The sequence below is a fragment of the Lentilactobacillus sp. TOM.63 genome, from assembly GCF_030361045.1.
Lineage (GTDB): Bacteria > Bacillota > Bacilli > Lactobacillales > Lactobacillaceae > Lentilactobacillus > Lentilactobacillus dabitei.
The window spans coordinates 1-22,573 of record NZ_JAUCAP010000036.1 but is presented as its reverse complement, the minus strand read 5'-3'; the positions used below and the strand labels follow the sequence as shown (position 1 = coordinate 22,573).

Annotated in this window: 19 protein-coding genes; 3 read left to right on the top strand and 16 right to left on the bottom strand. The window is 42.9% G+C overall.

Annotated features, from left to right (window positions below):
- Positions 1 to 485: 485 nt before the first annotated feature.
- Both QUF07_RS08275 and QUF07_RS08270 read right to left on the bottom strand, forming a co-directional pair.
- Positions 486 to 1,913, bottom strand: coding sequence for a nicotinate phosphoribosyltransferase (locus tag QUF07_RS08275; protein WP_217164164.1), 1,428 nt, complete (start codon positions 1,911 to 1,913; stop codon positions 486 to 488).
- Between the two features lie 109 nt (positions 1,914 to 2,022).
- A complete protein-coding gene (locus QUF07_RS08270) occupies positions 2,023 to 2,796 on the bottom strand; it encodes an NrtR DNA-binding winged helix domain-containing protein (RefSeq protein ID WP_217164162.1) in 774 nt (257 codons plus the stop codon).
- 286 nt (positions 2,797 to 3,082) lie between these two features.
- On the opposite strand from QUF07_RS08270, the gene QUF07_RS08265 reads away from it, so the two are divergent.
- Positions 3,083 to 3,685 (top strand): matrixin family metalloprotease, encoded by a 603-nt coding sequence (locus tag QUF07_RS08265; protein WP_289427178.1) that lies wholly within the window; start codon positions 3,083 to 3,085, stop codon positions 3,683 to 3,685.
- Positions 3,686 to 3,872: 187 nt separating this feature from the next.
- On the opposite strand, the gene QUF07_RS08260 is transcribed toward QUF07_RS08265, so the two are convergent.
- On the bottom strand, positions 3,873 to 4,619 hold the full coding sequence (locus QUF07_RS08260; RefSeq protein ID WP_289427177.1) for a matrixin family metalloprotease: 747 nt from the start codon (positions 4,617 to 4,619) through the stop codon (positions 3,873 to 3,875).
- A gap of 231 nt (positions 4,620 to 4,850) precedes the next feature.
- Here QUF07_RS08260 and QUF07_RS08255 point away from each other — a divergent pair, with 231 nt between their 5' ends.
- Positions 4,851 to 5,216: a hypothetical protein gene (locus tag QUF07_RS08255; RefSeq protein ID WP_217342203.1), complete on the top strand. Its 366-nt coding sequence runs from the start codon at positions 4,851 to 4,853 to the stop codon at positions 5,214 to 5,216.
- Positions 5,217 to 5,401: 185 nt separating this feature from the next.
- Here QUF07_RS08255 and guaB read toward each other — a convergent pair whose 3' ends face one another.
- From guaB to QUF07_RS08195, 12 genes are all read right to left on the bottom strand, one after another.
- On the bottom strand, positions 5,402 to 6,553 hold the full coding sequence (guaB, locus tag QUF07_RS08250; protein WP_056983319.1) for an IMP dehydrogenase: 1,152 nt from the start codon (positions 6,551 to 6,553) through the stop codon (positions 5,402 to 5,404).
- A 315-nt stretch (positions 6,554 to 6,868) separates the two neighbouring features.
- A complete protein-coding gene (locus tag QUF07_RS08245; protein WP_217165004.1) occupies positions 6,869 to 7,573 on the bottom strand; it encodes a DUF1129 family protein in 705 nt (234 codons plus the stop codon).
- A 358-nt stretch (positions 7,574 to 7,931) separates the two neighbouring features.
- Positions 7,932 to 9,032 (bottom strand): redox-regulated ATPase YchF, encoded by a 1,101-nt coding sequence (gene ychF, locus QUF07_RS08240; RefSeq protein ID WP_217164989.1) that lies wholly within the window; start codon positions 9,030 to 9,032, stop codon positions 7,932 to 7,934.
- A 23-nt stretch (positions 9,033 to 9,055) separates the two neighbouring features.
- Positions 9,056 to 9,241 carry a DUF951 domain-containing protein gene (locus QUF07_RS08235; protein ID WP_054746844.1) on the bottom strand — a complete coding sequence of 62 codons (186 nt, stop codon included), beginning with the start codon at positions 9,239 to 9,241 and terminating at the stop codon, positions 9,056 to 9,058.
- A gap of 27 nt (positions 9,242 to 9,268) precedes the next feature.
- Positions 9,269 to 10,153, bottom strand: coding sequence for a ParB/RepB/Spo0J family partition protein (locus QUF07_RS08230; protein ID WP_217164991.1), 885 nt, complete (start codon positions 10,151 to 10,153; stop codon positions 9,269 to 9,271).
- Entirely contained in the window at positions 10,146 to 10,910 is a 765-nt protein-coding gene (locus tag QUF07_RS08225) for a ParA family protein (protein ID WP_217164993.1), read from the bottom strand. The genes QUF07_RS08230 and QUF07_RS08225 overlap by 8 nt, the downstream gene beginning before the upstream one ends.
- Before the next feature lie 20 nt (positions 10,911 to 10,930).
- Entirely contained in the window at positions 10,931 to 11,659 is a 729-nt protein-coding gene (gene rsmG / locus QUF07_RS08220) for a 16S rRNA (guanine(527)-N(7))-methyltransferase RsmG (protein ID WP_289427174.1), read from the bottom strand.
- Positions 11,660 to 11,996: 337 nt separating this feature from the next.
- Positions 11,997 to 12,911 (bottom strand): ribonucleoside hydrolase RihC, encoded by a 915-nt coding sequence (gene rihC, locus QUF07_RS08215; RefSeq protein ID WP_217164997.1) that lies wholly within the window; start codon positions 12,909 to 12,911, stop codon positions 11,997 to 11,999.
- Between the two features lie 167 nt (positions 12,912 to 13,078).
- Positions 13,079 to 14,392 carry an NCS2 family permease gene (locus tag QUF07_RS08210; RefSeq protein WP_217164999.1) on the bottom strand — a complete coding sequence of 438 codons (1,314 nt, stop codon included), beginning with the start codon at positions 14,390 to 14,392 and terminating at the stop codon, positions 13,079 to 13,081.
- A 30-nt stretch (positions 14,393 to 14,422) separates the two neighbouring features.
- Entirely contained in the window at positions 14,423 to 15,700 is a 1,278-nt protein-coding gene (locus QUF07_RS08205; protein ID WP_217165000.1) for a NupC/NupG family nucleoside CNT transporter, read from the bottom strand.
- Positions 15,701 to 15,822: 122 nt separating this feature from the next.
- Positions 15,823 to 16,659: an alkaline phosphatase family protein gene (locus tag QUF07_RS08200; RefSeq protein WP_217165002.1), complete on the bottom strand. Its 837-nt coding sequence runs from the start codon at positions 16,657 to 16,659 to the stop codon at positions 15,823 to 15,825.
- 1,266 nt (positions 16,660 to 17,925) lie between these two features.
- Positions 17,926 to 19,074 (bottom strand): hypothetical protein, encoded by a 1,149-nt coding sequence (locus tag QUF07_RS08195; RefSeq protein WP_217165314.1) that lies wholly within the window; start codon positions 19,072 to 19,074, stop codon positions 17,926 to 17,928.
- A gap of 181 nt (positions 19,075 to 19,255) precedes the next feature.
- On the opposite strand from QUF07_RS08195, the gene QUF07_RS08190 reads away from it, so the two are divergent.
- Positions 19,256 to 20,461, top strand: a complete 1,206-nt coding sequence (locus QUF07_RS08190; RefSeq protein ID WP_217165312.1) for an SGNH/GDSL hydrolase family protein — start codon at positions 19,256 to 19,258, stop codon at positions 20,459 to 20,461.
- 369 nt (positions 20,462 to 20,830) lie between these two features.
- Here the strand turns inward: QUF07_RS08190 and QUF07_RS08185 are convergent, their stop codons facing one another.
- Complete coding sequence (locus QUF07_RS08185; RefSeq protein WP_289427173.1) at positions 20,831 to 22,429, bottom strand: S-layer protein; 1,599 nt, start codon at positions 22,427 to 22,429, stop codon at positions 20,831 to 20,833.
- Positions 22,430 to 22,573: the final 144 nt, after the last annotated feature.

The following is a 22,573-nucleotide window of genomic DNA, read 5'->3' as shown; positions in this document are numbered from 1 at the left end:
CAAGTATGATCCGCTGGGACGCACCTTTGGTCAAATAGGGTTTACATGAATACTTTAGGGAATCTGAGCTGCAAAGTGATTGAAAATCTATCGATAATCAATCCACTAAATTGGTCACCGCAGGTGACCAGCAGAGGCATTCATCTGCCTGAATAAATTCAGGAGATTTCTGCCTTAATTTTCATTAAAAAACAACTTACTGGTAATTATACTGTGTAGCCGCCGTTTTCCCAATGCAAATCAGAATATCAAGATAAACTTAAATGTTCCTTAAAAAGTGCGCGAGTCCAAGCGGTTAGCAATCGAAGCATAAGTCTCCTAATCCAGAAATCCCGGTTCTGGGGATTTTTGGATTAGGTGCTTATGTGCAGATTGCTGCTTGGAGGAGCGGTCCTAGAAAAAGTGCGCGGAACCAAGCGGTTAATAACCGGAGTGTAACAAAAAAAACCACCAACCCAAAGTCAGTGGCTCAAACAATCGCTAGTCTACTTTCCCTCTGCCTCCAACAACTTCTCCTGCATCTGATCCAATGCATGGGTTACATACACAGGGAATTCATCGGGATTAACCAATCGTTGAGTGGCGGAAGGCAATTCACTTAATAACACTTTACTATGCTTTTGAATCTCGAAAACGTCCGGTAATTCTGCCTTGAGGTTTTCACCCTCTAAGACGGCTTCTTGAAGAGGGACCGCATCAAAATCCGTGAGGAACTGATCTCGTTTTGTGGCCAATGGATTAGCCTTCACGACATCCAATTGGTCATTCAACTTTTCATCTTTCAATGCAATCACATCGGCAAAGGCCTGCTTAGTCCCATGGTGATATAATCGATAAACCTGTTTCAAGCCTGGCAGGGTCACCTTTTCGCGACTGGCACTCACTTTAATCTTCGGAACGAGTTTGCCGCCATCTGAAACGGCAGCCAATTTATAAACCCCACTTAAAACAGGCGATGACGCACTAGTGATCAAATTTTCCCCAATTCCGAAATTATCCAGTGGCGCCCCTTCATTCAGCAAGGACATCACAACGTGTTCGTCCAACGCGTTTGAAGCGGTAATCTTCACTTCTGGGAGACCGGCATCATCGAGGAGCTTGCGGGCACCACGAGCTAGTTGGGTAATATCACCTGAATCAATTCGGATGCCAACCGGTTTGTGACCACTTGCTTTGAGCTTTTTAAATACTTTAATCGCATTTGGAACCCCGGACTTCAAGACGTCGTAGGTATCAACCAATAGTGCCGCGGTATCCGGATAAACGTCAGCCCATTTTTCAAAGGCGGTCAACTCATCCGGGAAAGCTTCAATCCAGGCATGGGCCATGGTGCCGGCAGCTGGAATGCCAAACTTCTTAGCGGCCAAAACGTTGGACGTGCTGGAGCAGCCGCCAATCACAGCTGCCCGGGCACCATACGTTGCACTGCTTGGGCCCTGAGCTCTACGGGCACCGAACTCCATCACCGGTCGTTTGCCAGCAGCATACGTGATTCGACGAGCTTTAGTGGCAATCAGTGATTGATGGTTCATCAAGTTGAGAACCATCGTTTCAAACAACTGAGTCTGCAGCAGCGGTCCGCGGATTGTCAGTAGTGGTTCTCGCGGAAAAACTGGCGTGCCTTCAGGGATAGCCGATACCTGACAGTCAAAATGAAAATTCTTCAAATACTCCAAGAAGTCTTCTTTGAACAATCCCAAGGAACGTAGGTAATTGATATCACTTTGGTCAAAATGGAAGTTGCGCAACCCTTCGACAACCTGTTGGAGGCCGGCGACCACGACAAAACTCCCCTTATCTGGTACCTTGCGAAAGAAGACATCAAAGACCCCTTCTTCGTCAGGAATCGTTTGTTGGTAACCATTTGCCATCGAAAGTTCATACAAGTCGGTTAACATTGATAAATTATCCATAAGTCATCCTTCTTTTTAATTCGCTAAATTTAAGTAAAATTAACTTTTATTAGCCTAAATAAAAGTATTCAAAACTTTTATTATACCCTAACGCCATTTGCCGATTAATTCAAGCCCCAATGTAGGCCAGCTTGTATAAACGGGCTGGGCGACCAGGTCGTTTCGCAGCCGTTGTGCCAATATCGGTAAATAACTTTCGATGGCTCTTCTTAAAATTCGAATTATCAATCTGATTAACGGGGGTTTTTAAAAATGGCGAATATACAAGCCGGGCATCTTTCAACGTGAATGTTGCCCCCAGCACCAGCAAAATATTGGGCTGGTAATCAAGCTTGTTGCGGATTCGATCACAAGCAATTTTGAGGATCCATTCATGATCGTAGGCCAGATGCTGGTCCGGATGCGCCTGGTTGGCCGCAAATTGTTCATAGTAGGTCGTTTCGCTGACATCTTTGGCGGTTTCAAAGGAGCGATCGCCATTTGAAAACCGGTATCGCTGTTCGGTATACCCCATCGCAAACCAACGGGCATCTGCGGCCCCGTAACCTGCCTTAAGTTCTGGCTTATCGGGTAAAAAAGTCATATATGCCAAGGACAATGCCCGGGAACCCGGAGTCCGCAGCTTATTAGTAAAAGTTGCCAGCTGCTCAGTATGGCTGTCCGATAATTCCATGCCAATTTTTTCTTTTACCAATCGTAACGCCGCATCATCAGCACTTTCTTGGAATCTCATAAATGTTTCTGGCAACGCCCAAAAATCTTTGTATGGCGCATTATCCCGCTTGACTAATAAAATGTTCACCTGATTGGTTACATGATCAAAGCTCCAGATGATATTAGTGATATTGATATAGGGTTGTTCAAGAACGTTCGTAGTCGCCACCGGAATTCTTCCTCCATTAATTAAAGATTATATATAACAAATATAGAACACTTTCACAAAATAACCAAGCAACATTAAAACATTTTACCTACAATACCGTTTATAATCGGCATCACTTATTAAATCAGCTTCTCCATGGTTACGGATTTCTAGAAACCTAATTCATTGTTTATCAAACTTCTTCAGATTATAATAACAATAGAATGAAATGGTTATATTGATAAGTTTCTATTTATCTCAATCAAGCTATTTTCATTGGTTTGATTAGCCAAAGGAAGTGCTCATTGTGCTCAAAAAATTCATTAAAATTAGCGGTTCAATCGTCATCATAACCACATTACTAATTGTCACTTCATTGGCCGTTTCTGCTGCCGAAATAACCCCCCATGGCACTGCCCGTTGGGAATCGGCAACCGCCACAATTAACACCTCGAACAATTCGGCTAAATATCAAAAAATTTGGAATAAGGCCGTTACAGCGTGGAATCAAACCGGGGTATTTGAATTTGTCCTCACATCCGATTCAAGTGCTCAAATCAACACCTCTACAAATACAAGCTTGAGCGGCAGCTATACGGGAATGACCTACATCACAACCGGTAGCGATGGTTATATGCAATCAGTTACCAGTGAACTGAACCCCCAAACGTTGGCTGCATATGATTACTCGACGGCTGAAAAGGTTAATGTCGCCGAACACGAACTAGGTCACGCACTTGGCCTTCTCCACAATCCCAACCGGGCCAGCGTGATGTTTGCTGCCAATCGTTATTATAGTATTCAAAAAGTCGATACTCAAAGCGTTCAACAACTATATGCAACTCAAATGGATCAAGTTTCGATGCGGAATAAGAAAATTATCTTTAGAGATCCAGTAAACGTTAAGTGAGTGATCAGCTGGATTGGAAAAGAGAAATTTGGAACTTAGCCGATTTCACAATATTCAGGCCAAAAAGCAATGCATTCCAAAACCAAGCATTGCTTTTTTACTTAAATTCTGAGATCAAATTGCCTCAGGATAGCTTCTGCAATTAACAGTTGTCTGGAAGTCTGATTGCTCTCGCTGTTCCAGTCTTTTAGACACTATTAATAGATGCTAATTTCTCCAATAGCTCTTGTTCACCCTGTAAGCATTCCACCAGGCTCAGCTCCGCTTCAGATTCCAATGGCGTATATTCGAAAGTCGAAAACGACAGTGAATCAAAGTGATCAAACACTGTCTTCGATTGAATATCAATGGCCGGATCCAGGAAAGTTCCGCTGCGACTGGGTAATTTAACCATCTTGGATTGAGCACCATAGAACCGGTTCACCCCTTCAATATCTACTCGCTGAATACTATAATAGCGGTTGGTCGGATACATGACACTAGCTCGATTTGAATTGTGATTCAATCCAATCGCGTGACCCAATTCATGCTCAGCAACGTTGACCATTTCACTAGTCGAATACTTGAAAACTTTAAACGTGACCGGATTAATTTCTGTGTCGACGTGGCTGAGATATCCCTGTTTGTTGACGACGATATACGCCATACCTGCATAATCGGCACTAAGTTTGGTGTCAGTTGTGGATGTCACCATCGCTTTTGACTTCGTCAGCACAAAAGTGAAAGCACCGGTTCGGTTCCATGCCTGAACTGCCCGCTCCCAAATGTGTTTGTACTGAGTCGAGTTATGCGAGATATTGATAGTAGCAGTAGCGGTTGGAAATCGAGCCGTTCCGTGGGGAGTAATCGGTGCTGCAGCAGAAACCGATAAGCAAAAATAACCTACCATCATCAATAAAAATGCTTGCATCATTACCATGATCCTTTTGAGCACCCTCAATACCTCCCCAAGTCCTTTACACCTTAATCGAAACAACCTAAATTCGATTATATTATATGATAAATGTATTATGTTTTCGAGAGAATATATGCTAAATGATTTTTAATTAGTGACTTAAGCTGATAAATGGAGTTAGTGATTGATCGGTTCTCGTCTATTGAGTCAGTTGGATATCATGATGTTATACTATTTTTGGGAATGATTTTAAGAAAGGACGGAACTGCTATGACCTACAAAGATCGCAACAGTATTCAATTAATGATCGTGACCCTCATGATATCTATGGGGATCACCGTTGCTTTTAAAACAACTCCAGTTGATGCTGAGTCAGCCAGTCGCTCAACAATCCAGATAACTCGTCTTCAGAAGAGCAACGTCTTCGTGAGTAATGACGCAAATATTTATAATAACCTTCACTTCAGCAAAATCGTGTATCATGTCGATCACAACGCCGACTATTTACCAGTAATTTCTATTAAACGAGCAGTTATCAAAGAATCCCAGCATCAGAGCAGCTATATTTATGTCATCAGCACTCAACACAACGTGCGCGGCTGGGTTGACGCTCATAAGGTTGCCGGTAGTTGTTAAAATTGGCAGCTTAAATGTTAATCAGGATCCCCTTATATGCTAGACCAGTCACTGCCTATAAAGTCGGTGAAAAACGGCTGATTGTTGCCATTTAACGAAAAAATGCGATCATTCCAAAATCGGGAATGACCGCATTTTTTTGATAAATTCTGGGATCTAAACGCCTATTTCCCAGTCTTTTACAATTAATTTTCAGGTTCGTAATTAGGTGCTTTCTTAGTAATCGTAATATCATGTGGATGTGATTCGCGTAATCCTGCATTGGAAATTTCAACAAACTGAGCGTTGTCGTTGAGATCTTTAACGGTTGCGGAACCCGTGTACCCCATTCCTGAACGAAGGCCGCCGACCATTTGGAAGACGATGTCGTTGATGCTGCCTTTGTACTCAACTTCACCTTCAATACCCTCAGGAACCAACTTGTTGGCTTCGCTCACACCGCCTTGGAAGTAACGGTCAGCTGAACCATGTTGTTGTTCCATAGCAGCCACACTCCCCATACCACGGTATGATTTGTATTTTTTGCCATTTTCTTCGTAAACATCGCCGGGAGCTTCTTCGGTACCAGCTAACATGCTACCAAGCATAACGGCAGTACCACCAGCGGCCAGTGCTTTGACAATATCACCAGAATATTGAATCCCACCATCGGCAATGATTGGCTTACCCCATTTTCGAGCAACTGAAGCAGCGTCATAAACGGCAGTTATCTGGGGAACTCCAACACCGGCAACAACTCGAGTCGTACAAATTGAGCCAGGACCAATTCCAACTTTGACAACATCAACACCGGCTTGGTATAAAGCTTCTGTACCAGCAGCAGTTGCGACGTTACCTGCGATTAAGGTTGTATCGGGATAGTGATCACGAATTTCAGCAATCTTTCTTAAAACACCAGCTGAATGACCATGGGCGGTATCAATCACAATTGCATCGGCACCCGCTTTGAGCAAGGCTGAAGCGCGATCAAATGTATCGGCGGAAACCCCCACAGCAGCAGCAACCAACAATGCACCGTTCTTGTCGACAGCGGCTTTAGGTGTATCGGCGGTCTTTTTGACTGCCTTAACCTTTGCAACTTCACCAGCCTGTGCTTCGATACTGAGATTCTTGTGAACAACGCCAAGGCCACCGAGCTTTGCCAAAGCAATCGCCATCTTTGATTCGGTAACAGTGTCCATTCCGGCACTGATGAAAGGAACATTCAACTTCAAATTGTCAGCCAATTGTACTGATAGATCCACATCATTTGGTAATACATCACTCGCTGCAGGAATCAACAGCACATCATCAAACGTCAAGCCTTTTTTACCGAACTTACTATCCCAACTAACCATCTATCTCGCTCCTTTATTTTTTAGGTTGCTTAGTAACATATCATGTTCATTCAAAACAAGCAATGATCTTTACTAAAATCTCATCGTTGTCTCATGAATTAATCCAATTACGAAGCAACGGGTTCTTAAAAGTTGTTATCGATTATACACGAACTTTTCAAATAGTTAAAGGACTTTATCGGAATTAATTTACGATTTCTGCAATCAATTCGAACTACCAGAATCTTAACGTTCGTGTTTTGCTGAGATCAAACAAAACCTGCTGGTATGACTGTCTACCAAGCAGGTTTTGAGCAATTTTTGGGGTGTAAAACTTTAGAACAAACCACCTGTAATATTGAAGTTTCGCTTGTACCACCAAGAGCCACCGGCACTTAGCAAGCCAAGGGCGATATAAACATAGCGATTAAGAGCCGGATTAATCACAGCTGGCAGCATTGCAGCGCCAGTAAAGATTCCCATCCAAACAACAACGAACAGAATCATAATCACAATTCGGATCCAGATAGAGTATTTGTGCTTAACTCCGGGTGTAAACATCATCGTTACTAGTGGAATTCCAACACCAGCAATCGCTGCACTCAGAATGATTCCAGTGATTCCCATGACGGGTTGAGGACCATTTTTTGCGGGGAAAAAACTAATAATGCCGTACATGAATGTAAAGATCATGAAGAATAGCAATGCGTTGTAGCCCGCATTTGGCCAATAATCCCGCTTTGGATCAGGCTTACGCTTAGGCGGGTTCACAATAAATTGAATCCGTTCTTCAACGGTTCCCCACATATTTCGGGCAGTCCTGCCTGATTTTTGACCCTCAAGTAATTCCTGAACCATCTTATTGATCGTTTCAGTCTTTTGGGCAGCCGTCAACTTTGTGCCGGCAAGGGCCTGATTAAACTTGTACATATAGTCAGAATTACGTTTGGTTAACCCAATGTTATCAAATTGGGAATGGAGAATTTTGGCAGACCGATCCCGATCTTGATGAACGTGCGCATTTTTTTCACGAGCGCTCATATTTTGTTTTGTTTCATCGTTATTACTACTCACTTGTTTCGCTCCTTGTTTAGTGAGCGGCGCAAAGCGGTTATCAATCGGAGTGTAAGTCTCCTCACTTGGAAATTCCCGGGTTTGGAATTTTCGAGGGAGGTGCTTACACTCCGATTGTTGCTTTGCACAGCTGTCCTATATTCTGTTTAAAATTATGTTACAGATGATAAAAATAAGAAATATTCTGCAAGTTTTCAGACTACCTAGTAGAAACGTGCTCCGACACAACTGATGCTAACTTCTAAGGCAAACTTGGTTCAAATCCAAAACCGGGATTCAAACCAAGCTTGCCTTAGAAACCGCATCACCCGTTGCTCGTCGCACTCTAAACATTGAACCTAAATTCAACAATATCCCCATCCTGCATCACATAATCTTTGCCTTCAAGACGCAGCTTACCGGCATCTTTGACAGCTGCTGGGGTTTCATACTTATCCAAGTCTTCAAAAGCCATAATTTCTGCTCTGATAAAGCCCCGTTCAAAATCAGAATGGATGATCCCAGCTGCTTGAGGGGCCTTTGTACCCTTCTTAAACGTCCAGGCACGAGTTTCTTTGCCACCTGCAGTGAAGAATGTTTCCAGGCCTAAAAGTCGGTATGAGGCGCGAATAAGCCGGTTTAACCCTGGCTCCTTTACCCCCTCTGCCTCCAAAAATTCTTTCTTTTCGGCATCGTCCAACTCAGCAATTTCTTCCTCTGGTTCCGCAGCCACTGCAATGGCTTGGGCCCCTTCCTTGTCAGCAAAGTCTTTGATCTCGCCAAAATACTTTGAGTTCTCCGGGTCAGCCATGTCATCTTCGGCAATATTGGCAACGTACAGAACTGGCTTGCTAGTTAACAAGAACAACCCTTTCACAATCTTTTGTTCGTCTTCGTCAAAATCAATTGACCGAACAGAGCCGCCGTCTTCAAGGACTGGCTTGATCTTTTCAAGCACAGCGAGTTCGGCCTTGGCTTCTTTGTCAGCACCCTTGGCAGCCCGTTGAACTTTGCCCAAACGCTTATTAACGGCGTCAAGATCAGAAATGCCCAGCTCCAAATTGATGGTTTCGATATCATCGATTGGGTCCACTTTTCCCGTGACAGTGGTGATATTGTCATCATCAAAAGCCCGGACAACGTGCACAATGGCATCAACTTGGCGGATATTTTCCAGGAACTTATTTCCAAGTCCTTCACCCTTGCTGGCACCCTTAACAATCCCAGCGATATCGGTAAATTCAAACGTGGTTGGTACCACCTTTTTTGCTGGAATTAATTCTTGAATCCGATCCAACCGTTTGTCGGGGACTTCAACCATCCCCACATTAGGATCAATCGTCGCAAATGGATAGTTGGCCATTTCCGCTCCGGCCTTGGTAATCGCATTAAAAAGTGTCGACTTGCCGACGTTCGGTAATCCAACGATTCCTGCAGTTAGTGACATAACTTAACAACTCTTCTTTCAGTTTATTTTTCAGCTTTTTCAAGTAGTTTCTTTAATTTGTGATCAAATTCACGGCGGGGCATCATCACAATGTGCCCACAACCAGTGCACTGAATTTTAATATCGGCGCCCATCCGAATGATCTCCCAGCGATTGGTGCCACATGGATGAGGCTTTTTCATTTCAACAATATCGTGAAGGTCATACATCCTAACAACCTCTTCCTATTTTAAAAACTAGTCCAAATTCACGCCAAACATCTCAAGTAACCGGTTCAAATCATCGACTGACCCATATTCAATCTCAATCTTACCCTTTCCCTTTTTCCGGGATGAATTGACGATCGAAACTTGAGTCCCAAACTTTTCTTGAAGTTGACCTTCGGATGCCCTGACAAACGGTGACTTGCGAGGGGCCTTCTTCTGCTTGGCACCCTTTTTGCCGTTAATCTTGGCAGCTGCCTGTTCTAATTGGCGAACCGTCATAGATTCAGCGACCGATTTTTCGGCCAACTTAATCAAATCCTGCTTGTTATTAACCGACAACAACGTCCGGGCTTGGCCCATTGACAGTTTGTTATCTTCTAAGAGATCCTTCACTTCTGAGGGTAATCCCAGAATTCGCAGATAGTTGGCAATGTAGGGTCGGCTCTTACCTAATCTTGATGCCACTTGCGCCTGAGTCAGATCAAGTCTAGTCATTAACATATTATACGCTTCGGCTTCTTCAAGGGTGGTTAAATCCTCTCGCTGCAAGTTTTCCATTACAGCAATTTCCATCATTTGTTCTTCAGTCGCGTCCCGAACAATTGCCGGGATCGTGGCTTGCTTAGCAATCTTGGAAGCCCGCAGTCGTCGTTCACCAGTCAATAATTCATAAGTATCAACTTCTGGATTGGGTTGACGGACAATGATTGGTTGGAACACCCCGGAATTCTTGATGGAAACAGCTAAATCCTGAAGAGCCTTCTCATCAAATCGATGCCGTGGTTGGTATGGATTAGGCTTGATTTCACTGACTTTTATGTCAATGACATCTTCCTTGCTGGTATCAACATTATTATCCTGGAAAAGGGCCTCAATTCCCTTTCCCAGCCCAGTGGGTTTCTTCTTATTAGCCATGATTTGCCAGCACCTCTTTCGCCAAGCTCATATATTTTTCTGCACCCTTTGATTTGGGATCGTAATCCATAATTGGCAAACCATAACTTGGTGCCTCGGACAGACGAACGTTTCGGGGAATGACTGTGTCGTAGACTTCATCCTTGAAATACTTCCGGACTTCCGCATTAACCTGCTCACCCAAATTGGTTCGGGCATCAAACATTGTTAGGAGAACGCCTTCGATTTTTAGGTTAGGATTAAAGTGCTTGCGAACAAGGTCAATTGTATTTAACAACTGACTGAGCCCCTCTAGCGCATAATACTCGCTTTGGACTGGAATTAGAATTGAATCGCTGGCCGTAAACGCATTGACCGTGATCAGCCCAAGTGATGGTGGGCAATCGATCAACACAAAATCATATTGATCTTTAACGGCATCCAGTGCGGCCTTTAACCGGGTTTCCCGGGCCATTTGTGGTGTTAATTCGATTTCAGCTCCGGACAATTGAATCGTGGCCGGCACGATATCCAAGCCTTCGTGAGAAGTATGGGTGATTGTTTCCTTCATTGGTTCTTCATTAACTAACACGTCATAAATATCTTTTTTGATGTCTGCCTTTGAAATCCCAACGCCGCTGGTGGCATTTCCCTGCGCATCAGCATCAACCAGCAAAATTTTTTTGCCCAACGAAGCCATGCCAGCACCTAAATTCACAGCAGTCGTGGTCTTACCGACACCGCCTTTTTGGTTGGCAAGTGAAATCACATACGCCATTAGTCATCCCTCCTTATCGTTTATTTTGTCAGTGGCTCCCGGTTGGGAGTTCCTGGCTTTCGTGGATATTTTTTAGGGGTATCGTTAATCTTATTAATCACAATAATGTGCCTGAGTTCATCAGAAATTGGCAATGTGAACTCGTAATCATCGCTGACTTGACCGCCCAAAAGTTGGATAGCGGCCTTGGCATCGGTTAACTCATCCTCAGCTTTGGCAGCCTTCATAGCGATTAATTTGCCGCCTTTTTTGACTAACGGTAAGCACAATTCACTCAACACTGTCATCCGAGCAACCGCCCGGGCAGTCACAATGTCAAAGCTCTGACGGTGAGGCGACTTTTTACCACCAAATTCCTCAGCGCGCGCATGGTAGAACTCAACACCATCGAGCCCAAGGGTTTTAATCAATGTTTTGAGAAAATTAATGCGCTTATTCAAGGAGTCAACAATCGTCACTTTAAGTTGGGGAAATAAGATTTTAAGTGGAATTGAAGGAAATCCCGCTCCTGCCCCAACGTCACAAATCGTCAAAGGGTCTGTTTGAATCTGTGAAACAAAAAAAGCAGGCGTTATCGAATCATAGAAATGTTTTAAATAAACGGCTGATCTTTCTGTAATTGTCGTGAGGTTAACATGCTCATTAACTTCCACCAACAGCTTAAAATAGGCATCGAACTGACTCATCTGCTTGTCAGTAACTTCGATACCTTTATCCAAAAGAGCCTTTAAAAATTGATCGTTGTTCATTTATTATTTCTCCCAGTGTGTGAAACAATCTGTTTCACGTCTTACTATACTTTAACTTAAAATCGCTTATATGACAAGGTGTTTGAACACATTAATTATTCTGATAATGGGCGGATGATAATTGATGACTTTAATTGTAGAAAATAAAAAGAGACAACGACATCTCCTGATTTCCAATCGGTGATCATTCACTTGGATCGCCATAGCCACTCAGGTAAAACTTGCGACAAACGGCTGATCCCTGCTATTTAAGCAAAAAAAGTAATGCATTCCACAAACCAGAACGCATTACTTTTTTCACTTAAATTCTGGGATCAAATCACCCATTATCCCACTCTTATTTCTGAATCTTCGAAACTTCTTCCAAGAACCACTTATTAAATGCTTCCGCGTCAATATCCGCGCAAACATTGGCATTGGTCTTGCCATCGTGGTAAGCTCCGCGAATGTCACCAACCGTTTCACCAATAGCTGGGCCATCTGTGACGATATCGATCCACATTTTCTCAGTCTTAATTGCTTCTGGGTGAAGTAGATAGAAGATTGTGTTGACATCGTGCATAGCAATCCCTTTGTCGCTGTTATCGCCATCATTGATGATGATATCGTGAAGCATCTTACCAGTTTCGTTCATGGTTTCCAATTTTGCCAATGAATCTGGCGTCAATAGCGCCTTCATTGTAATGTCCAAACCGACCATCGTGATTGGAATGCCAGAATTGTACATGATGCGGGCGGCGTCTGGGTCAGTGAAGACGTTAAACTCAGCGGCACTGGTCATATTGCCCTTTCCAAGGGAGCCACCCATGGCAACGATGCGTTCAATGTGATCCTTCACTTCAGGATATTCACTGAATAGTAAGGCAACGTTAGTGTATGAGCCGGTTGGCACCAATGTGATCTTTTCGTTACTACTCATAATGGTGTCTCGCAAAGCTTCAACGGCACTGACATCAAGCGGCTTAGGCAAGTCCTCAGGAAAATCATAGCCAGGCATCCCTGATTCGCCGTGAATTCGGGCAGCGTCCTCGAATTCTTTGATCAGCGGTTGTTTAGCACCAGCAGCAACCGGAACCTTCTTATTGAAGAACCGGACAATCTTTTGAGCATTCTTAGTTGTCTTGTCAACAGTCACATTGCCAGCAACACTGGTGATCAATTTCAAATCAATTTGGGGATCATTTAATGCCATCGTTAAAGCAGCGGCATCGTCAATTCCCGGATCAGTATCCATGATAATTTTAATCGTCATTGTTCAAACTCCTCCTTATATCAAACGCTTACAATTTTTTTAGTAACAGGAAGCGAACAATCTTAAATCTGTTCGCTTTCGTTGATAACTATTAATAGCGGCAACGACATTCTTAGCCAAAATGTTATTCCCAGTTCCCATGTTAATCTCAAATAACCAAACATGCACTATAGTAACGCACTTAAAATGAGATCACAGAGAAACAAAGCACCCAAAACATACGTTGGGATCGTCAATTCATTTTGTCGGCCGGCAGCGATCTTCAGCAGTGGATAGGTCACAAACCCAAATGCCAATCCAGTTGAAATGCTGGAAGTAAATGGGATAATCACCACGATCAAGAATGCAGGAAACCAATCCGAAAAGTCGAACATGTTAATTCGGCTGAGTTGGTTCATCATCAACGCACCAGTGATGATAATGACGGGTGAAATGGCCGCCTGAGGCACAAATGACAGTAATGGGATAAAGAACAGCGATAAGCCAAACATCACGCCGGTTACAATCGCAGTTAGCCCAGTCCGGCCACCGCTTTCGATGGCAGAAGCACTTTCGGCAGCGGCAACCGTTGGACTGGTTCCAAGAATGCCAGAAAGAAAGCTGGTCACGGAACTGGCCTCAAACGCTTTTTTGAATTTCTTAGGATTGGGCATAATGCCTTCCAGCAATCCCATCGATTCAAATACCAAAATCATGGTCATGGAGAATACCGCCAGAATAAATGGAATGCTGAAAGCCTGACTAAAGTCGCCCTTGGCAAGCACGTCCGTGTATTTGGTAATATCACCGATGCCAACAGATGGCGAAGCCTGGTCCTTAATGCCAAATAAGATCCCCACAATCGAAGTGACCAGAATCCCAATGAAGAAGCCCCCGGTAACGTTGCGTACAAATAGGAACAAGGTAATCAACAGGCCAAAGATTGCCAGCAAAGTTGCCGGATTAGTGAGATTTCCCAGTGCCAGAATGGAATTTTTCCCCTGCTGAATCAACTGCGCTTTTTCAAGCCCAATTTCCACCAGAAATAATCCAATTCCAGCTGTAATCCCTGCTTTAAGCGTCTCCGGGATTCCCTTAGCCAGCACAACGCTGAGCTTGGTAAAGGCAACGATCACATAGATCACACTTGAGACAATTGAGATCGCTAAGGCTTCCTGCCATGACAAGCCCATTGCGACAACAATCGTGTAGGTGAAGAAGGCGTTAACCCCCATTCCTGGCGTCAAAATAACTGGTGCGTTCGCCCAGAATCCCATGATTAAACAGCCGATCAGAGAAGAAATAATGGTGGCAAACACACTCAAATCAACTGGGATCCCAGCATCTTTTAAAATAACCGGATTGACAATAATAATGTAAGATATGGCGAAAAATCCGGTAATTCCAGCAATGATCTCTCGTTTAATGAGTGCTTTATCTTTTATAGCCTCATGAAGCCGCAGCTTGTTGGCTACGGCTTCAGCTTGCTGCTTTTTATCCAAAAATAAAACCTAACTTTCTAACTTTCGATATTACCAAACAAATAATCCAACGATACCAGCTGACATCAGCGATACCAAGATACCTGAAAGTAACATTGTCAAAACATTCTTACTGATCAAATCATTCTTTTCCTTGTCAACCAAGCCTTTGAAGGCCCCGATAATCATACCAGTGGTTGAGAAGTTAGCAAATGACGTAATGAAGACAGTCAATTGAGCTTGGTAGTGAGCTGGGAAGATGCTGAGGTTGTTGATTGTCCCGGCAATCTTACCCATAACAACAAATTCGTTGGTAACCAACTTCATTCCCATGAATTGAGCGAATTGGAAGGCTTGGCTGACATCGAGTCCCATTAACCATGCAAATGGGAACATGATGATCCCTAAGATGTGTTCCAATGATAACCATGGGTTGAAGAGGGCCAAGATCTTATCAATCAAAGCAGCTAAAGCAACAAAGGCGATAACGTTAGCAGCAATGATTAAGATCAAACGACCGGCACCAAGAATTGAATCACCCAAGAATGAGAAGTATGGTTCCCGTTTGCCGTTGGCTTGAACGTCGCCAGCTTCAACAGCTGCGTCACTCGTACCACTACCACCCATTTTAGCGATGGTATCTTCTTCAGGAGTAACCTTAACTGGGTTCAAAATGCTTGTGATAATCAAGGCGTTTAACACGTTCAATGGAATCGCAGTCAAAACATATTGACCAGGAACCATTTGGGTATAAGCACCGATGATTGAAGCCGTAACACATGACATTGACATCATTGCCAAAGTCAAATTACGCTTTGCAGACATTTGCTTTAATTGGAGTGATGAAACGGCAAGTGCCTCAGTGTTACCAAGGAACATCATTTCAACGGCGAAGAATGATTCAAACTTAGGAGCGCCGGTAATGAATGAAAGTCCCCGGCCAACCCACTTGATGATCCAAGGCAAGACACCTATGTATGTCAAGGTATCAAACAATGGGACAATCATCAAGATTGGCAGTAACGCACTGGTGACAAAGTTCATTGATTTAGCAGTTCCACCGTACTGAGTGGTTACCCAGTTAGGCAGCGCAAAATTGATCCCTTGATAAGCAACTTGGACCAACCAGTTAAATCCATCGGCTGCAGCCTTAACGGCATCACGGCCCCAAGCAAAACTCGTCAAGATCCAGGCTAAGACAAGGTTAATCACTAACACAACAGCTACAGAACGCCAGTTAATACTTTTCTTGGCATTTGAAAATAATAACGCGATTCCAAGGTAGACAACAATACCAAGAACGTTAACCAGCAAATAGGTTAATTGCATATTCTTAAATCCTCTTTTCTGAATTTATAAACAAAAATGGCTAGAAACAAAAGCTGACGACTATCCTCCTTATAAGACGAAATTGGTTTTAAAGTTTAAACCCAAAATAATCATACGATGAACTATGCCAGTTCACCAAGAAAACTGCTCCTGAGAAACTTCGGCGAAGCATCAAGATGGAAAATGTCAGCGATTGTTGCGGCCACATCGGCAAATGAATGCCGAATGCCCAGTGATTTCCCATCAGGATTAGATGGTACATATGCAATCAGTGGCAGATATTCCCGCGTTGGAGTCGTACTGAACGTCGGATCGTTGGCATACGAGGACGTGATCAGCAGTAGATCCGTTGAATGCAATTCGTTAATCAGCTCGGCGAGTTGTTGGTCCATGTAGCGCAATGATTTGGCGCAGCCCTCGATATCGGCTTGTCGGCAGCACTCCTGGAGACCCAGTGTCCGCATGTAGATCAAGCCGCTTCCTGAGCTGCTGGCCTGCTGATGCAATTCTCTAAATGCTCGAACGTCACTATTAGCAGGGCGAATCGTCGCTAAATCCTGATTAAATATGTAACTGTCGTAATTACTAATGACGATTGATTTGTTAATCCCCTTGCCGTTATAGACGACCGAGTCAATAGAGCTGGTAATTCTGACGTCAGATTGGTAGTCGAACATTTCCCGCAAGCCAGAATTGAAGTCCGTCCCTTTGCTTGCCATTTGAACTTTGCCAAAGTAGCCAATCGGCACGTCCACGGGGGCAATTCCAAGGATCGGATCACCAAAACGAATATTCCCCAAGCCTAATTTGCTCAGGGTTGGTAACTTAAAGTGACCCACCACTTTATTAGCAATGTGCCCAAGCATATCGGCACCGACTGAATTAAATTCATTGGCGTTCTTGGCCTCACCAACACCAAGTGCTGATAGATCGACAACAATAACCCGCCGAAAATCCATAGAATTCACCTTTTCCCCGTTTCAATTTCCAAATGTGAAATAGTTCTACTGAATAGAATACCCAATTAAGCGAACATTGTAAATTGGAAAGGTCAGAAATAATGGTAAGTAATACCTTTTACTTTCCTGATTGCGCTTTCATTATAGCAAAGATCATTCGCTCCCACAACCAGGAAGTGCAAATTTGTGAAATAAGTTCATCTTGTTAATTATTCGAGTCCTGATATGGCACGGGGTGTTTGATGTGGTCGAAACCCAACAAAGCAGGAAATTCACATGGATGACCGGTTGTTAAGATTAGGCGGTGAACATTTATCAAATTAGAAAGCTAGGAACGTTGCCCAATCATTGTGCGGAACTTAGCAAGGAGTGAAGCATCGTTAAAAGCGACACAAAAAAATAGGATTTAAACTCATTCTGACATGCTACGAGTTTAAATCCTATGTGGAAGGGATTATCGGGGTTAATACCCACTTCATAAATAATTTAATGTTTTATCGCCTCAATTTAACTAATTGTTGATCCATCTGCCGCAAACGTTAATCACTTTTCTTAATTTACTTTTGATAAATTTGCCGTGCGATCAACGAATGGTTCTTCGTGAAACTAATTGGTATCAACTTGATATCTCATCAATTTGACTGCGGAACCATCTGACTTACTATAAGCGACCTCTTTATGTTAATCTCATTCAATTACTCCAACAGGTATTAATAGTGAGCCATCAGGTTGCATAAACATTTGAAACCAAACTTGTTATATTCAAACACTTAATCACCTGAATTAATTTTGTTATTTTAACTCTTAAACATTTGAAACTCTCTTGAGACTTATGAAACATTATGATTCAAATACATTGTGCATGGTACTTTATACTTAAACTTTCATGTTCCTAAATACTTCTTGAAACTTCCAAACTCTAACACTTAAAATAATCATCCGTCATTTCAAACTGTGAAACATTTGAAAATAATCTAGTTACATTCCAACATATTAATCTTTGGATCAGAGAACATTCAAAGTAGGTGAAACCCCTATGCTTCGAACTTCCTTTCCCTTCCTTGACTATATAATAACATATCTGGAAGCGTTTGCAAGGATTAGTTCTCAACTTTTTAAGTTTGTTTGAATGATAGCCAAATTAACACCTACTAGATTCCAAAAAGACCCATAATCAGGCATCCTAAGAATCAGGATTTCCAATTATGAGTCTTTGATATCATGTTACTTAACCATTTCGGCTGAAAACCTTCCAGCCACCACAGACTACTTGAACAGGAATTTAAGTGGATCAAACACGAAGAATGACAAGCCGGCCAGCCCAATCACGGCAACTGTCGCAATAATTGGCCACATATCATAAACACTGGTCTTGTCATGCATCAAATACTTTACGTGAGAGACTGGGGTTGTGATTGTGACCTTATCACCATTGATTGGTGTCAATCTGCCAGCGTTCACTTTTTTATTGCTGAGTGTCTTGTAAAATGACTTGCTAAATCTATCAAATGTCACCAGTTTGGTCTTGCTCTTCGTCTTGCTACTGCCATCGCTTTCAACCACAACTTCAGCAAAGTTCGCTTTGGCCAAGTCCTTGCTGGTCACCGGTTTCTTAATCTTTGATTGCTTATTAACTGGAAACTGGCTTGGATTGGTTGAAGCTGGACTAGTTCCACTTGAAGGCGCAACCGCCACTGAACTTGATGATTGGGGGGTTGCTGTCGAACCTGTCTTCCCAGAGTCCGGTTGGTCATTTGGGAGCACACCATCAATGATTGTCTTCAAAACATCATCAACCGTGCTCCCCTCCGTTGTGGTCCCTTGCTTACCAATGCCGATCATTGCTTGAGAAACGGGTGCCTTGGTAGAATTGCTTGTCTTACCAGTTGACTTAGTATCATCATCCGTGGTATCGGTACCACTATCCACATCGTTGTTTGAATCAGTGCTGGCCGGATCTTTTGAAACTGGATCTTCCTGCTTGGTCGAAGTGTCTTTAGCACTTGTATCGGAACTCGTCGTTGATCCCTTTTGATCAGTCACAGTCCCAGCGTCGGCCTTAGAATCTGAAGAATCAGTTGACGTGTCACTTGAATTATTGCTGTCAGATGAGCTTGAATCGTTGCTATCTGAACTATTATCGCTACTACTATTATTCTGATCGCTGGAAGAATCATCTGTCGACTTGACATGATTATTGTCGGCATCTTTATATGAAATTGAATCATCCGCTTTTGAATCATGAACTGTACCTGCTGCACTACTGGAGTCGGTTTTGACCTCAGCCTGAACAGTTGTTTTTTGACTTGTATCCTGCGGCATCACGTCCGCTTTCCCCTGGATACCAAGTCCGAACATTGCCAATGCAAATGATGCTGCATAAATTGGCAATCGGCTCTTAAGGTTATTCCTCATAATATTGTTATCCCCTGACTTGGGCGCATTCTAAATATATTTAAAAATGTATAGTCTCATGTTAAGGTACTTTAGGCATTTTGGCAAGTTGGTTATGTATTTATCACCATTGTGTAAATGTCTCGTAATATATCAATGTTATATTTAGACTTGATTGAAATCATTCTGAGGAGATAATAATATGCACAGAAAATTCTACCTAGTTGCAGCCCTTGCCGCATCACTGGGCATGGCCGGATTAACGACCACTCAAGCGGCAACTGCCAAGACCACAACAACTACGAGTACTTCAACTAAGACGACCAGTTCCAAAGCAACTAAAGATAAGGAACAAGAAGATATCAAACCTGCATCAGTTATCAACACAACTGACCTTTCCGACGAACCCATGCCTTATCACATGAAGAAAGGCTACATCTATTCCGATTCCGGCTTAACCAAAACGTTGGGATCCGCCAAAGATTTTGACAATGTCACCTTCTATGCTTACAAAAAGGTGACAATTGACCGATCAGCTCAAGGCAGTGGCAATTCCGTTTTCTACTATGTCAGAAGCGGCAGCGGCAAACAAACCGGTTACGTTTGGCACGGTAACCTGGAAGGCATCGCGGAAGGAACCTTTAATATCGCAATGAAAAACAGCAATTATTTCAAAGCAAATAAAATCATTACGATGGGTGATTCGATTACTTGCGGGTACGATGGCTACCAGACCCTTGATGATATGGGCTATCCAACTTGGTTATCCCGTTATTTAAATGCTAAGGTGACTAACGTTGGCTATAACGGTGCTTTCTTGTCTCAAGGTGACGGTAACGCTGAAACTCCCGGCGACTTGAACACAGTTATCAACGAGCACAATTTCAAAAATTATAATGTTGCAACCATCGCTTATGGCACCAACGATTATGGTCACTCAACTAATTCGCTGGACGACATTAAGACCCAGCTGAATAATGACATTAAGAAGATGAAGTCAGACAATAAGAACCTGATTATTTATGGCATCTTGCCACTGACCCGTTATGACAGCAATGTCAACTCAGATGAGGTGCCTGGTCAGGGCGGTTACACCATGAACCAGTTACGCGATGCAGAAGCTGAAGTCTTCAAGGACAATAGCATCCCTTATCTCGACTGGCGAAATGATACCAAACCAATCATCACCGACGCCAACCATATCGACCGCTTCAACGATGGCCGCTTGCATCCAAATCCAATGACTTATCAACTGATGGGCCGCGAAATTGCCCAGTTCATGATTAAGAATTACCCAGAAGATATGATTAAAACAACGAGCAAAACATCAACCACCAAGAAAGCAACCACCTCAAAAACAACTGCTAAGAAGACAACGGCAAAAACCAGCAGTATTTATCGTTACTAAACTTAACATTAATGAATGACAATGAGGTTGAGACATTAGTCGGCAAACCATTTATAAATATAACTCAGCTTTCCAATTTTATATTGATAAAACTTGCAACAAACGGCTGATCCCCGCCATTTAAGCCAAAAAGCAATGCATTCCAAAACCAGGAATGCATTGCTTTTTTAACTTAAACTCTGGGATCAAATCGCCTTTTGTCCCAATCTTTAGTGAGTTCCCACACGATCAGCTTGAATAACCGCATGGTACAAATCATATTATTTTGAAGAAATAACAAAAGGCTCGACAAAATTAATTGTTCGAGCCCCCTATTAAAAAGATGAGTTAATCCATGAATATGTGGTGTAAGTTGATTAAGATGTGGGATTACTTAGCAATGTAATCGGTGTTACCATTTTGGTTATTTACCTTATCTGGTAACTGGGTGTTCGTTTCAAATTGCTGCATCACGACTTTAATAGTCGCACCCTTTGATTGTTTAGGCGTGTTGTTAGAAATTGTATCTGCTGAATTGAAGACATAGAAGTAACGTGAATTTCCATTATTAAACGATGTGCCAAAGAAACCAGTGTGAGGGTTCCCTGTCTTATTGTTTGTACCTGGTGAGGTCAAAGAACCAGCTTTAGCAACGTGGGCGTTATCCGCAGCGTTCAATGCTGTTTCAAACTTATTAGTTGTCTTAGTGTCGCCAAAGTAGTCAGCAACGTTAAATGAATCGCTGCTATCAGTTGTACTTGGGAATGCACTATTTTGTTGGTCAGTAGTTAATGCAGGGAAGCCATAAGCAAAGTCAGATGCGCTCATTGGCTTGATGCTACCATTAGCAGCTGATTCATAGTAGTACTGAACTTTGGTTGCTTTAGCATTTGGTGTCACATCAACCGTCAGCGTATCACCAAACTTAGCAGTTGTTGCAGCTGGTGTGATCGTCAAATTAGAAAGATCTGGATTAACGGTTGTGCCAGAGCTTAACTTATACGAGTATCCTGATGGGGCAGCAACTGAAGCAAGATAATCGGTTAAACTGCGACCACTATTATCTACATTATTTGTAGTAGCGTCTCCTTGCTTGGTGTTGGCTGAAGCAGTCGTCCAAGCATTCGTCTTGTCAATCGTCTTGCCAGTTGTCACATCCCGATAAGCAATCTTAACGCTCTTGTTAGCATCAAAGTTGTCAGTAGGTGTTGTGCCAGTAGTCAAGCCACTGAACTTAATCCAACCATTTGCGGCACTGTTGGCTGAGTCAGTTGCTTCAACCTTAACCCAAAGGTCGCCTTCACGAGTCCGAGTCGTTTGATCGGTAATCTTGAAAGTAGCGTCCTTGTACTTACTTGAGTCAGTAATAACGCGGCCTTGCTTGTATTGAGTCCAAGCTGGCGTCTTGTAAGTTACTTGAGTACCATCATTTGAAGTACCAGTAGTGGCAATCTTGTAAGTAGCTGACTTCTGAGCATCAGTTAAGCCAGTGGTTTGGTTTGAGGTTGAAGTGCTGGTTGCTGATGATGAGTTGCTTGATGAAGTTGTCGCAGCTGCTTTTGGATCAGTGGTTGTGCTGTATGATTCAACATCACCGCCAAATACGTTGGCAGTCTTACCACCGTAGATCCAGCCACGATATTGGCCATCATAAGTAACAACCTTATAGTAAACAGAACCACGGTTAGTCGTAGCAACTCGATAAGCTCGAACGTTATTCTTTGAACTAGTTGATGATGCTAAACCATTTAAAGTGGTCTTGCTTGCTTTAACCCGGGCACCCTTTAAAGTACCGGCTTTACTGTATAATGCACTGTTACCAGTAAAGTTAACGTTACGATCAGTAGCGTTAGCAGTTAATGTCTTGTTTGAAACAACCTTTGCATACGTCTTGGCGCTTGCAGGGTTCGCATTGGCGGCACCAGCAGCGGCAACAAAGCCTAAAGCTGCTAAGCCGACGAACAATGACTTCTTGACACGATTATTCAATATAATTTCCTCCAATTGCGTTTCAGCAAAGAATAGATCCAGTATATCGCGTAAAATCATTAGTGATATGGTAGATTGCAAATTTAATCCGAATTTTTGGACAAATTTGTCAGCATAACCTGATACGGTGTTTGCCAGTCGAGT